Annotated in this window: 8 protein-coding genes; 6 read left to right on the forward strand and 2 right to left on the reverse strand. The window is 69.8% G+C overall.

The window, feature by feature from the left end; genetic code table 11:
• Positions 1-63 precede the first annotated feature (63 nt).
• The 4 genes from G4D86_RS41950 to G4D86_RS41965 all read left to right on the forward strand — a co-directional run bounded on the left by G4D86_RS41950 (position 64) and on the right by G4D86_RS41965 (position 7215).
• A complete protein-coding gene (locus G4D86_RS41950; RefSeq protein ID WP_164000125.1) occupies positions 64-3318 on the forward strand; it encodes a DEAD/DEAH box helicase in 3255 nt (1084 codons plus the stop codon).
• Between the two features lie 144 nt (positions 3319-3462).
• Positions 3463-5211 carry a DNA repair protein RecN gene (gene recN / locus G4D86_RS41955; RefSeq protein WP_164000127.1) on the forward strand — a complete coding sequence of 583 codons (1749 nt, stop codon included), beginning with the start codon at positions 3463-3465 and terminating at the stop codon, positions 5209-5211.
• A 67-nt stretch (positions 5212-5278) separates the two neighbouring features.
• A complete protein-coding gene (locus tag G4D86_RS41960) occupies positions 5279-6076 on the forward strand; it encodes a Stp1/IreP family PP2C-type Ser/Thr phosphatase (RefSeq protein ID WP_164000128.1) in 798 nt (265 codons plus the stop codon).
• Positions 6077-6297: 221 nt separating this feature from the next.
• Positions 6298-7215: a M23 family metallopeptidase gene (locus G4D86_RS41965; protein ID WP_164000130.1), complete on the forward strand. Its 918-nt coding sequence runs from the start codon at positions 6298-6300 to the stop codon at positions 7213-7215.
• 100 nt (positions 7216-7315) lie between these two features.
• On the opposite strand, the gene G4D86_RS41970 is transcribed toward G4D86_RS41965, so the two are convergent.
• Both G4D86_RS41970 and rlmM read right to left on the reverse strand, forming a co-directional pair.
• Positions 7316-8020 carry a nucleotidyl cyclase domain-containing protein gene (locus G4D86_RS41970; protein ID WP_164000132.1) on the reverse strand — a complete coding sequence of 235 codons (705 nt, stop codon included), beginning with the start codon at positions 8018-8020 and terminating at the stop codon, positions 7316-7318.
• A gap of 43 nt (positions 8021-8063) precedes the next feature.
• Positions 8064-9086, reverse strand: coding sequence for a 23S rRNA (cytidine(2498)-2'-O)-methyltransferase RlmM (rlmM, locus tag G4D86_RS41975; RefSeq protein ID WP_164000134.1), 1023 nt, complete (start codon positions 9084-9086; stop codon positions 8064-8066).
• A 548-nt stretch (positions 9087-9634) separates the two neighbouring features.
• On the opposite strand from rlmM, the gene secA reads away from it, so the two are divergent.
• Positions 9635-12466 (forward strand): preprotein translocase subunit SecA, encoded by a 2832-nt coding sequence (gene secA, locus G4D86_RS41980; RefSeq protein WP_164000135.1) that lies wholly within the window; start codon positions 9635-9637, stop codon positions 12464-12466.
• Positions 12467-12845: 379 nt separating this feature from the next.
• On the forward strand, positions 12846-13841 hold the full coding sequence (gene rpsB / locus G4D86_RS41985; protein ID WP_164000137.1) for a 30S ribosomal protein S2: 996 nt from the start codon (positions 12846-12848) through the stop codon (positions 13839-13841).
• The last annotated feature ends 59 nt before the right edge of the window (positions 13842-13900 follow it).

Consider the following 13900-nt stretch of genomic DNA (forward strand, 5'->3'; position numbering starts at 1 on the left):
CGCCGTTGGTGTGGTAGTCCAGCGCGTTCCCCGCGGCCATTTGAGCCTGGGGCCTTTCCAGCCGTGCAATCCACCGCCGACATCCGAGACGCCCTCCCCCCTCAGGACACCGTGTGGCTGCGGGCCCTGAAGGCTGAAGTCCAACCCACCACCTTCAAGAAGGGGCGGGAGGTGGCGGAGACACGCCGCGTCTTCGGCCTCCAGAGAGAAGGCAACCGCATCACCGCGCAGGTCGCCGGCTCGACCGGCGAGCGCTACCAGGTGGCCATGGAGCTGGGGGACGGGAAGGCCACGTCCACCTGCACCTGCCAGTCCTGGAACGTGTACGGGCCGCACTGCAAGCACGTGGTCGCCGCCGCGCTCATCTACGCGGCGCGCTTCCGTCCGCCCGGCCCGCCGCCCCCTCGGCCGGAGCCCGTGCCTCCTCCCACCGTGGAGACCCCGGAGGTCGCCGCGGCCGATGACGAGCCTCAAGTGGAGCCCGTCTCCACGCCGGGCATCGACCCGGTGAACCTGCCGGCGCTCGCCAAGGTGGAGAGCTGGCTCGGTCTGTCTTCGCAACCGGATTACGAATTCTTCTACCGCCTGACGCCCTCCAGCACCGGCAACGGGGGACGGCACTGGGTGGTGGACGTGCGCCGTCAGGACGCGCAGACCAAGGGCCCCATCCACGTCAAGCGTCTGCTCCAGACGGGCGGCCGGATTGCGCCCGCGGACGAGCGCGTCTTCATGATGCTGTCGCGTCATGAGCACCGCTACGACTCGCGCATCGTCCTCTCCGACGAGGACCTGAGCGAGGTGATGGAGTTGTTGCGCTTCCGGCGCGTCATCTACCGGGGCACGCAGCTCATCAACACGGAAGCACCCGTGCGCCCGCAGATCCGCCTGGAGTCGCGTCCGGACGGCGCCACCGCGCGCATCGAGCTGCTCTTCCCGGACAGCGCCAGCTACGCCCTCAAGGACGTCATCCTCCTGTCGGGGAAGAAGACCTGGGTCATCCAGGCGCAGAACCTCCACGCGGTGGAGCCGGACTTCCCGCCCCGCCTGCTGCGCAAGTGGCTGCTGGAGCCGAACATGTCCTTCCCGGCCGGGCAGCTGGACCGGGTGCTGACCTTCTTCGCCGCACACCTGCCGCGCTTCCGCATGGCGCTGAAGGCGGACGACATCGACGTGGACGAGTCGGTGGAGCCGCGCTTCATGCTCACGCTGGAGGGCAACCCGGAGAAGGTGAAGGTGCAGCTCGCCGCGCGCTACGGGCAGACCACCGTGCCGGTGTCTCCCACGGCCACGCACCTGGGCTACGCCAGCGGCGTGGGCGCGGACAGCCGCAAGCTGTACCGCCGCCGCGAGGAAGTAGAGCGCGCCGCCGGCAAGCTGCTGTTGGACCTGGGCCTGCGCTTCGAGCCGCAGAGCTCCGTCTTCGACGCCACCGCCGACATCGCGCTGGAGTTCTGGGCGCGCGGCCTGGCCTCGCTCCCCGCCGAGTGGGAGCGCTTCGGCGTGCAGGCCCCCAAGGTGCGCCTGCGTCCCAAGCTCAAGCCGCGCATCCGCGTGGGCATGAGCGGCGTGCAGTGGTTCGACCTGGATGCGGAGTTCGTCACCGACGACCAGGCGGTGGACCTGGGCGCGGTGCGCATGTGGCTGGACTCCGGCCGCAAGTTCGTCCCCCTGAAGGACGGCTCCTTCGCGGAGGCGGACCCCGCTGAAATCAAGCGCGTGGCCGACCTGCTGGAAGAGGCGGGCGCCATGCCCGGCCGCTCCCGCACGCGGCTGCCGCTGCACCAGGCCGTCGCGTTGGATTTGCTCGCGGACCTGGGCGAGTTCACCGAGGTGGAGGCCAAGGCGCGGCAGGCCATGCTGGAGCTGCGCGAGACGGCCGGCGTGCCGAAGGTCGCCGTGCCGGAAGGCCTGCATGCCACGCTGCGCCACTACCAGGAGGCGGGCCTGTCCTGGCTCTGGTTCCTGCGCCGCCACGGCCTGTCCGGCATCCTCGCGGACGACATGGGTCTCGGTAAGACGGTGCAGTCGCTGAGCCTCATGCAGAAGGTGGCCAACGACGAGGGCCACAAGCCGTCGCTCGTGGTGGCGCCCACCAGCGTGCTCGCCAACTGGGAGCGCGAGGCCGAGCGCTTCACCCCGGGCCTCAAGGTCATGGTGTGGCACGGGCAGGACCGCAAGGAGCGCGCGGAGGACCTCAAGGGGATGGACCTGGTCCTCACCTCGTACGCCCTGGTGCGTCGCGATTTGGACCAGCTCTCCCAGGTGGGCTTCCGCTACGTCGTCCTGGACGAGGCGCAGAACATCAAGAACGCGGACAGCGCCACCGCGCAGGCGTGCAAGTCGCTGCCGAGCGAGACGCGCCTGGCGCTCACCGGTACGCCGCTGGAGAACCGCCTGTCGGAGCTCTGGAGCATCTTCGACTTCCTCATGCCGGGCTTCCTCGGCAGCGCGGACAGCTTCAGCGACAGGTACGAGCAGCCCATCCAGGTGGCCAACGACCCCGTCGCGAAGGACCGGCTGCGCCGCCGCATCCAGCCCTTCATCCTCCGCCGTCTGAAGACGGAGGTGGCCAAGGACCTGCCGCCCAAGACGGAGTCCATCGCCTGGTGCGAGATGGAGCCCGGTCAGGCCGCCCTCTACCGCGAGGTCCTGGAGGAGAGCCGCCGCAAGGTGCACGAGTCCATCGAGAAGGTGGGCTTCAAGCGCAGCCGCGTGTCCATCCTCGCCGCGCTGATGCGCCTGCGGCAGGTGTGCTGCGACCCTCGCCTCCTCAAGATGCCGCCCGGCACGCTGCTGCCGTCCAGCTCCAAGGTGGAGCGCTTCCTCCAATTGGTGGAGGACCTGGTGGCGGAAGGCCACCGCGCGCTCGTCTTCAGCCAGTTCACGGAGATGCTGGAGCTGCTCAAGCAGGAGGCGGACAAGAAGGGCATGCGCTACCTCTACCTGGACGGTCGCACCAAGGACCGCATGGGCAAGGTGGACGAGTACAACCAGCCCGACGGGCCGCCGCTGTTCTTCATCTCCCTGAAGGCGGGCGGCACCGGCCTCAACCTCACCGCGGCGGACTACGTCATCCACTTCGACCCGTGGTGGAACCCCGCCGTGGAGGACCAGGCCACGGACCGTACGCACCGCATCGGCCAGACGCGCGCGGTCATCAGCTACAAGCTGATTACCCGCGGCACGGTGGAGGAGAAGATCCTCGCGCTCCAGCGCCGCAAGCGCGACCTGGCCGCCGGAGTCCTCGGAAACGACGGCGACGAGTTGGGCCGGACGCTCACCGAGCAGGACATCCAGGAGCTGTTCACCGAAATCTGAGGGGTTGTGAGGTGGGGGCTCCAACGAGCCTCCTCTCCCACCCGCGCGCCAGACGTGCGCACGACCCGAACGCCTGTGCAGTGTCAGAGGTACCTGCTAGGGTGTTCAGTCACCAGTGCCGTCGTATGACCACGGAGGGCGCGCGTGCTGCTGGGTCTTCGGATTTCGAACGTGGCGGTGATCGAGGAGGTGGAGGTGGCGTTCGGAGCCGGCCTCACCGTCCTCACGGGTGAGACAGGTGCGGGCAAGTCCATCCTCGTGGATGCGCTGGGCCTGCTGCTGGGTGGGCGGGCCGACGCGGATGTCATCCGTGCCGGCTGCGAGGAGGCCTCCGTCGAGGGCGTCTTCGTGCGCACCCCGGCCTTGGGGCAGCGGCTGGAGGAGCTCGGCCTGCCGGACCTCGGAGAGGAGGTGTTGGTGCGCCGCGTGCTCGGCCGGACGGGCCGGGGCAAGGTGTACGTCAACGGCGCCCTGGTGACGGTGGGCGTGCTGGGGAAGCTCACGCGGGGCGCGGTGGACATCGCCGGCCAGCACGAGCACGTCAGCCTCTTCGACTCGGGCCTGCACCGCGTGCTGCTGGACCGGTATGGCGCCCTGGACGAGGCGCTGGCGGCCTACTTCGGCGAGTACACTGCGCTGCGTGAAGTGGACGCGCGCATGGACGCGCTGGGGGGCGACGAGGCGAAGGTGCGCGAGCGCGCCGAGTTCCTCCGCTTCCAGCTCGACGAGATTTCGCGCCTGGACCCCGAGGCGGGCGAGGACGCGCGGCTGGACGCGGAGCGCAAGCGGCTGGGCAGCGCGCAGAAGCTCAAGCGCCACGCGTCCGAGGCCGAGCTGCTCGTCTCCGGTGAGGAGCAGTCCGCCGTGGAGACGGTGGGCCGCGCGCTGGGGCTGGTGCATGACGCCGTGAAGACGGACGCCACGCTGGCGCCGGTGGCTCAGTCGCTCAGCACCGCACTGTCGGAATTGGAGGAGGCTCAGCGCCAGCTCAACCGCTACGTGGAGGGGCTGGAGTCGGACCCCTCTAGGCTGGCGGACGTGGAGGAGCGGCTGGACGCGCTCAAGCGGCTGTGCCGCAAGCACGGCACGCACCTGGACGGCCTGCTCAAGAAGCGCGGCGAGCTCGAGACCGAGCTGGGCACGCTGGAGAACCGGAAGGAAATCCTCGAGGAGCTGGCGGCGGAGCGGCGCCGGGTGGAGGAGCGCACGCGCAAGGCCGCGGCGGCGCTGTCGCGCCAGCGCACGGCGAGCGCGGTGGAGTTCTCCGCCCAGGTCCGCGAGGGACTGGGGGGGCTGGCCATGGGCAAGGCGGCCTTCGAGGTGCGCGTGACGCCGAGGGAGATGCTGCGGCCGGACGGCGCGGACGACGTGGAGTTCTTCTTCAGCGCCAACCCTGGCGAGCCGACGCGCCCGCTGGCCAAGGTGGCCTCCGGCGGTGAGGCGAGCCGCCTGCTGCTGGCCCTCAAGCGTGCGCTGGCCGACAGTGACGGCTGCGGCTCGTACATCCTCGACGAGGCGGACGCGGGCGTCAGCGGCGCGATTGCGGACGTGGTGGGGCGGATGATCAAGGAGGTGAGCAGCCACCGTCAGGTGCTCTGCATCACCCACCTGCCGCAGGTGGCCGCCTATGCGGACGCGCACCTGCTCATCCGCAAGAGCCTCAAGGGGGAGCGCACCGTCTCAGAGGTGGCCGTGCTGGAGGCGGGCTCGGAGCGCACCCGCGAGCTGGCGCGGATGATGTCCGGCGTGGAGGTGACGCGCGAGGCGCTCGGGGCCGCCGAGGCCCTGGTGCGCTCCGCCCACCGGGCGCTGGGTACGCCCGCCCCAAGGGCCCGGAGCCGGGAAACCGGCCCGGAGGGTACCCCGCGGGGCCGGCTCCGACGCACTGCGTAGGACCAAGTGAGGGGCAGGTGCATTCGTGTCCTTGCCCCATCCGTGGGCCTCACATAGCATCCCACCTGTGTCCAGCACCGCAGGGCAGACCGCGGCCTCCCGCCTCAAAATTGTCTCCGCAGGCCTGACGGACGTCGGGCGCAAGCGCAATCACAATGAGGACAGCTTCCTTATTGATGATGAGCTGCAGCTCTATGTCGTGGCGGACGGAATGGGCGGTCACGCGGGTGGCGGTACCGCGTCGCGCATCGCCGTCGAGACCATCGACAAGGAGATGCGCCGGGCGCGGGAAGGGAAGGACAACCCCTTCCTCTCCGTGCCCAACCTGCAGGATTCGCCCATCCCCGAATCGCTCCGCACGGCGGTAGAGAGGGCCTGCCTGGCCATCTTCACCGCCGCCCAGGAAGACGCGCGGCTGTCCGGCATGGGCACCACCGTCATCTCCCTGGTGGTGCGGGACGAGCACGCCTTCTTCGCCCACGTCGGCGACAGTCGCGCGTACCTCATCCGGGGGGACCTCATCCAGCAGATCTCCGAGGACCACTCGCTGGTCAACGAGCAGATCAAGGCCGGGATGATTACCCCCGAGGAGGCCAAGCACTCCCGGTACAAGAACATCATCACCCGCTCCGTCGGCTTCGAGGAGGAGGTGCAGGTGGACGTCATGGGGCTGGTGTCGGAGCCCGGCGACGTCTTCCTCCTCTGCTCGGACGGCCTGGCCAACATGCTCGAGGACCGCGAAATCCACGAGGTGGTGTCCAAGGCCCGGACGCTGGACGAAGTGCCCAAGCGCCTCATCGACCTCGCCAACGAGCGGGGCGGGGACGACAACATCACCGTCATCGTGGTGCGCGTGGAGGCCTGAGTCGGCTGCTGTGACGTGCAGTGGCCGTGGACCCTCCCCATGGGTCTGTTGACCTTGATACTCTTCAGGTAAGAATGGTATCTGCCCCAACGTTTCCAGCGGCGGCGAAATGCCGCTGGGCGACGGAGGCAGGCTGGGGATTGGCTGGGGGAGGTGTTGCGCGAGAACGAGCGACTTAGCTTGTCGCGCCTGAAGTCCCACGCAAAGCAGGGAGCGGTCCCGTGGCGAAAAAGTCCTTCACACTGATGGTGATCCCGGACCACGACGCGCCGGTGAAGCGGTACACCATCCAGCGGTCCTTCCTCATGCAGGTGGGGATGGGGCTGATGTTGGTGGTGGGACTGGCGGCCGGGGCAAGTGTCCACTACTTCCAGGTCGCCGCCGACGCGTCGGAGAACCGCATCCTCCGCGAGGAGAACCTGACGCTCCGCTCGCAGCTCAAGTCGGTGCGCGAGCGCATCGAGCACATCGGCTCCACGCTGGACCGGGTGGAGCGGTTCGACCAGAAGCTGCGCGCGATTACGCTGTTGTCCGACCCGCAGCGCAACCTGGCCATGGGCCCGACGGAGCCCGAGGCGGGCACCGCGGCGCCGGCCACCGACACCCAGTTCACCCAGCTGACCACCACGGTGTCGCCCAACGCGCTGCTGGGGCGGCTGGACAAGCTGAGCGCGGAGGCCACCCGCCAGGAGCAGAGCCTCCAGGAGCTGCAGGCGTACTTCCAGGACCAGAAGTCGATGCTCGCGTCGACCCCGTCCGTCTGGCCCGCGCGCGGCTGGGTGACGAGCGACTTCGGCCAGCGGCTGGACCCGTACACCGCGGACCGGGTGATGCACGCCGGTCTCGACATCGCGGCGCCGCACGGCAAGGAAGTCTACTCGCCGTCGGACGGCACGGTGGTCTTCGCCGGCCTCGAGGGTGGGTACGGCAACGTGCTCGTCATCGACCACGGCTACGGCATCAAGACGCGCTACGGCCACCTGTCGAAGATGCTGGTGAAGGCGGGTGACAGGGTGAAGCGCGGGGCGCTCATCGCGGCGGTGGGCAACACCGGCCGCTCCACCGGCCCGCACCTGCACTATGAGGTCCGCGTCAACGGCATTCCGCAGAACCCGCGCAAGTTCATCCTCGAGGAGTAGCGAGGGGCTTCGCTCCAGCGCTGGAGCCTCGGGCTCGCGCTGGAGCGGGAAGTGGCATTCCAGCGCTTGGAGCCTCGGGCTCGCGCTGGAGTTCAGGCGCTCACAGCGTGCCGGGCCCGGGAACGAACCCATCCAGTCGGAGGCGCCGGCGCTGAAGTCCGCTCGCGCGTCCGCTGCGCACCATGACGTGGGTGCGCTCCAGCTCGGCCCACACCAGTGGCCCCAGCACCTGCCAGTGCGAGGGCGCGTCCACCGTCAGCTCCAGCAGGCTCACCGTCCAGGCCGGTACGTCCGCATCGGGCGTCCCCTCGGGCAGCACGCGGCGCACGTCGCTCGCGAGCCGCTCCCGGGTGGGGACGTCCAGGTCTTCGCGCACGGTGAGCTGCGAGGTGGGCACCAGCAGCGCGGCGAGGCAGTCCGCGTGCAGGCGCAGCACCTTGGCGCCCGGGTACTGCGCGGCAAGGGACTCGGCCGTGGCGCGCAGCACCGCGTCCCCGGTGGGGAAGCCGAAGCGCGCGTTGACGTGAATCATCCCCTGCACGTCGGCGATGACTGCGCCCACTCGCCACCCGTCATGGTGGGCGTGCGTGGACAGGTCGTACTCCTCCTTGAGGAGGTTGCCCTGGGTGAGGGCGGGCACCTGGAGCGCGCCCGTCTTCGCGTCGGGGTGGCCGCGGCGGGCCTGCTCGGCCTGGAGGAGCACCTCCACGGCGGCCTGCACGGGCGCGTCCCGGTGGCGCTGGAGCACCCACGGGTTCAGGGCGATGAGGGCGGTGGCGGTGGCGTCGTCGAGCGGGTAGGGCATCGCGCCCCTTCTGTAGCGCGTCCCGCGTCGCGGCGCAGGCGCCTTACTTCATGCGGTGGGCCGTCACCGTCACCTCGTCCCGGTCATGGTAGAGCTGCCGGACGGTGAGGCCCTCCCAGGCTCCCTCCTGCATCAGCGTCTGGCGCACGCGCAGCAGCATGGGGTTCTTGTCCTTCATCGGCAGCTTGATGTTGGCCACCAGGTGGCGGGCCCAGTTGCGCCGGCCCCACTTGGCGAGCAGCTGTGCCACCTCGAGCGGGCGCCACGCCATGTCGCAGAAGAGCCAGTCCACCGGCTCCTCGGGCGCGTAGGCGAAGGCGCTCTCCTGCACGTGCTGCACGCGCTTGTTGGCAGCCAGCTCCGGCATCAGCTTCGCCGGGTCCACCGCCACCACCCGCGCCCCGCGCGCCACCAGTCGCTGCGTCCACCCGCCGGGCGCCGCGCCCAGGTCCACGCAGACGTCCCCGCGCCCGGGCTCGAAGGCCAGTCCGTCCAGCGCCTCCTCCAGCTTCATGGCCGCGCGCGAGGGAGACTCGCCCGCGCGCTTCATGCGCCGCCGCCCGCCGGCCGCCAGCGACAGCGCCTCGCGAGCAGGCACCGCGCCCACCACCGTCACCCCGTCCGGCGCCACGCACAGCCCCACCAGCACGGCGCCCGCGTCGCGCGCTCGCTGCGCGTCATCCACCAGGCGCTCCGCAGGGAGCCGCGCGCGCACCGCCGCCTCCAGCGCCTCCGCGGGTGCGGTCAGCGTGTTGCCGCGCGGCGTGTCCGGCGTGAAGGCCTGCACCACCCAGGGCCCCTTGCCCGGCAGCGACGTCACGGCTCTTGCCGCGGCCTCGGCCACCGCGTCGGGCGCGCTCGCCGTCAGCGAGACGACCACCCGGTAGCCGGCCCGGGCGAAGGCGGGCGACAGACCGGTGACGGCCTCGCTCTCCACCAGGGCCTCGCCCAGCAGGCGGGGATGGGCACCCGCCCACTCCAGCTCCTCGTAGAGGTGGGGCTCGAAGCCCGCGCGGCAGGTCCACAGCCAGTGCCCCGGCCGGGCGGCCAGCGTTTGTGCGGGCATGGGGGGGACGCGGGCCCGGGGTGGGACCCGGGGGGCAGGCGCCGCGGCGTTTGCATGCGGCCCGACGCTGGACCCCGTGCCCTGGGGGCCTCGGGAGCCCGCGCCCTGCTGGGGGCCTCGGGAGCCCGCGCCCTGCTGGGCGCCTCGGGAGCCCTGGCCCTGAGCGCCTCGGGAGCCTGTGCCCTGGGTGCTGCGGGAGCCTGTGCCCTGGATGCTTCGAGAACCCGTGCCCTGGGTGCTGCGGGAGCCCGTGCCCTGGGGGCCCCGGGGGGCAGGCCCCTGGCGTCCCCCGGACGGACCCGGCCGGGCGGGGCGGCGGGATTTGCCTGCGGGTGAAGGTTGGCCCTGGCCGCGGCGTTGATTTCGTGTGGGGGACATTGCGTGTGCTCGGTTCCGCTTTACTGTGAGCCGCTGCGTGTACGGCGACCGGCCGAGTGGAAGTTTCGGGGGTCGCTCGTGGTTTTCAACCGGTTCTCCCTTACACCTCCTGGGATTTCCCTTCACTCGCCGCCGTCCTTCGAGGATTCTCCGGCGAGAGAGTCGACCGAATGATCGAATGGACGCTGAAGAAACTCATCGGGACCAAGAATGAGCGCGAGCTCAAGAAGTCCCAGGGGAAGGTAGCCCGGGTCAACGAGCTGGAGACCCGCATGCGGGCCCTCAAGGACGAGGACTTCGCCGCGGAAACGGCCCGGATGCGGCAGGAGATCCAGAACGGCCGGTCGCTGGACGACCTGCTGTTCGAGGCCTTCGCCCTCACCCGCGAGGCGGCGCGGCGCGTCATCGGCCAGCGCCACTACGACGTGCAGCTCATTGGCGGCATGTTCCTCCACGAGGGCTGCATCGCCGAGATGCGCACCGGTGAAGGCAAGACGCTGACCGCGACGCTGCCCACGTACCTCAACGCGCTGTCCGGCCGTGGCGTGCACGTGGTGACGGTGAACGACTACCTCGCCCGCCGCGACGCGGAGTGGATGGGGCGCGTCTACAAGTTCCTGGGCATGACCACCGGCTGCGTCCTCCACGAGCTGACGGACAAGCAGCGGCAGGAGGCGTACCGCTCGGACATCACCTACGGGCAGAACAACGAGTTCGGCTTCGACTACCTGCGCGACAACATGAAGTTCCGCCTGCAGGACTACGTCCAGCGCGAGCTGAACTACGCCATCGTCGACGAGGTGGACTCCATCCTCATCGACGAGGCCCGCACGCCGCTCATCATCTCGGGCCCCACCGAGGACAGCACGGACAAGTACTACCGGGTGGACCAGGTCATCCCCGGGATGGTGCCGGACCAGGACTACACCCTGGACGAGAAGCACCGCTCCGTGTCGCTCACCGACGACGGCATCGAGAAGCTCCAGAAGCGGCTGAGCGTGGGCAACCTGTACGACCCGGGCGAGATTGAAACGCTCCACCACGTCGAGCAGGCCCTGCGCGCGCACACCCTCTACAAGCGCGACAAGGACTACGTCGTGAAGGAGGGTGAGGTCGTCATCGTCGACGAGTTCACCGGCCGCCAGATGCCGGGCCGCCGCTGGTCCGACGGCCTCCACCAGGCCATCGAGGCCAAGGAGGGCGTGAAGATCGAGAACGAGAACCAGACGCTGGCCACCATCTCGTTCCAGAACTACTTCCGCATGTACTCCAAGCTGTCCGGCATGACGGGCACCGCGGACACGGAAGCGGAGGAGTTCGCGAAGATCTACAACCTCGACGTGCGCGTCATCCCCACCAACCGCGCCAACATCCGCAAGGACCAGCAGGACGTGGTCTACAAGACGGAGCGCGAGAAGTTCGAGGCGGTGGCGGAGCAGATCGCCGAGCTGCACCAGAAGGGGCAGCCGGTGCTGGTGGGCACGGTGTCCATCGCGAAGAGCGAGGTGGTGGGCAGCTTCCTCAAGAAGCGCGGCATCCCCCACAACGTCCTCAACGCCAAGCAGCACCAGCGCGAGGCGGACATCGTCGCGCAGGCGGGCCGCAAGGGCGCCGTCACCATCTCCACCAACATGGCCGGCCGCGGCACGGACATCCTCCTGGGCGGCAACTCGGAGGTCCTGGCCAAGGCGGCCATGGGCCCGCCGCCGGAGCCGCCCACCGCGCCCGCGGTGGAGGGGCAGCCCATCGACCTGACGGGCTACCAGCAGGCGCTGGCGGACTGGGAGAAGCAGCTCGCCGATACGAAGGCGAAGCTGGAGGAGCAGACGAAGAAGGAGCGCGAGGAGGTGATGGCGGCCGGAGGCCTGTTCATCATCGGCACCGAGCGCCACGAGTCGCGCCGCGTGGACAACCAGCTGCGTGGCCGCGCCGGCCGCCAGGGTGACCCGGGCGCCAGCCGCTTCTTCCTGTCGCTCGAGGACGACCTGATGCGCATCTTCGGGTCCGAGCGCATCCAGGGCCTGATGGAGCGGCTGGGCATGGAGGAGGGCGAGGTCATCGAGCACGTGTGGCTGTCGCGTGCGATCGAGGGCGCCCAGAAGCGGGTCGAAGGCCACAACTTCGACATCCGCAAGAACCTGCTCGAGTACGACGACGTGATGAACCAGCAGCGGCGCACCATCTACAAGCTGCGCCGCCAGGTGCTGGCCGCCGGCGCGGGCGTGCCGCTCATCGAGTACACCGAGGACCCGAAGACGCGCGTGAAGTCCCGCTCCGAGCAGACGGTGAGCTGGGCGGACTTCCGCGAGCTCATCCTCGACTCCATGGAGGACGTCATCGTGTCCCTCACGGACACGTACGCGCCCACCAAGGGCGTGGACGGCTGGGACATGGCCGCGCTCTCCCAGGGCGTGAAGGAGACCTTCAACCTGGAGATGGGCTTCGAGGGCGTGGGCAGCCGCGAGGAGCTGCAGGAGCACATCTACAAGGCGGCGGAGAAGGTCTTCCAGGCGCGCGACGAGGAGTTCGGCGAGAACTTCATGCGCTTCCTCCAGTACAACTACCTGGCGACCATCGACCGGCTCTGGAAGGACCACCTGCTGGCCATGGACCACCTGCGCCAGGGCATCGGCCTGCGCGGCTACGGCCAGAAGGACCCGAAGCAGGAGTACAAGAAGGAGGGCTATCAGGGCTTCATCCAGATGCTCTCCGCCATCAAGGCGCAGTTCGTCACCCAGCTCATGCACGTGCAGCCCCGCTCCGCGACCAACGCCGCGGAGGAAGCCGCCCGCATCCAGCGCCAGCTCGCCCAGCAGCAGAAGAAGGCGGTGGAGGGGCGTGGCACGGCGGACGGCAAGCTGGACGAGGCCTCGGTCGCCGCCACGGCCCGGCCCCAGGCCGCCCGCTCGGACAAGCCCGCCGTGGGCCGCAACGACCCCTGCCCCTGCGGCAGCGGCCGCAAGTACAAGAAGTGCCACGGGGCCGCGGAGGCCAACGTCTAGTCGCGGGCTTCTCCCCACGACCAGGTAGGACACCGGCGCGGCGCCGCTCCCTCACAGGGGCGGCCACCGCGCCGGTCGTCTTTCCGGCGACGGGCAGGGGGGCCGCAAGGCAGGCGGGCGGGCACGGGCCGTCCGTGACGGTACGGACGGTGCAGTGAAGCTTGCGCCGCCCGGAAGGGTTCTGTTAAGGACCCCCGGCCCCTGGGTATGGGGTCGGGGAGCAGTCGAGCCCTGGTAGCAAGGCAGCAACCACTACACACACGCTCGTGCCGGTCGCCGGTGCCTCCGTGAACGGGCCTCTGCAGAAGAGGCTCCTCTTCACGGTCGTCACGACCGGGCTTCGCGAGCGTGGCGGATCACCAACCGGAGAGAGACTCACATGGAAACGCAGGACACGCAGACGCAGGGCCAGGCGATGGCCGCAGCCAGCGGCATCACGATGCGGCAGCTCCTGGAGGCCGGCGTTCACTTCGGCCACCAGACGAAGCGCTGGAACCCGAAGATGAAGCCCTACATCTTCGGCGCCCGTAACGGCATCTACATCATCGACCTGCAGAAGACGGTGACGATGGCCCGTTCCGCGTTCCGCTTCGTGGCGGACATCACGGCGCGGGGCGGCTCGGTGCTGTTCGTGGGCACCAAGAAGCAGGCGCAGGACGTCATCCGCGAGGAGGCCGCGCGCGCCGGTCAGTTCTTCGTCACCAGCCGCTGGCTGGGTGGCACGCTGACCAACTTCAAGACCATCAAGCAGGGCATCGACCGTCTGAAGACGCTGGAGAAGATGGCCGAGGACGGCACCTTCGACCGGCTCCCGAAGAAGGAAGTCGCCCAGCTCGAGCGTGAGCGCGAGAAGCTGGAGAAGAACCTGGGCGGCGTGAAGGAGATGTCGAAGCTGCCCCGCTGCGTCTTCGTCATCGACCCGAAGAAGGAGCACATCGCCATCCACGAGGCGAGCCGCCTGGGCATCCCCGTGATTGGCCTGGTGGACACCAACTGCGACCCGGACGGCATCGACTTCGTCATCCCGGGCAACGACGACGCCATCCGCTCCATCAAGCTCTTCACCTCGAAGATCGCCGAGGCGTGCCTCGAGGGCGCGGCCCGCTACCGTGCGTCCGGCGCCGCCGAGCGCGACGAGCAGGAGGAGCGTGAGGGCCGTGACGACCGCGGCGACCGCCGTGACGACCGCCGGGGCCCGCGCCGTGGCGACCGCCGTGACGACCGTGGTGGCCGGGGTGGTGACCGTGGCGGTGACCGCGGCGGCGAGCGCCGTGGCCCCCTCGTGGAGATGAAGGGCGCCCCCGTCGCCGCCGAGCAGCCGGCCGCCGAGAGTGCTCCCGAGGCTGGCGGCGAGGAGCCGGCGGCGGCCGAGTAGCCGTCCCTTCCTCTCGTTGGTTTCAAGGCGGCCGGGTGGCGCAGCAGCGACCCGGCCGC

The sequence above is a fragment of the Pyxidicoccus caerfyrddinensis genome (genome assembly GCF_010894405.1).
In the GTDB taxonomy this organism is placed as follows: domain Bacteria; phylum Myxococcota; class Myxococcia; order Myxococcales; family Myxococcaceae; genus Myxococcus; species Myxococcus caerfyrddinensis.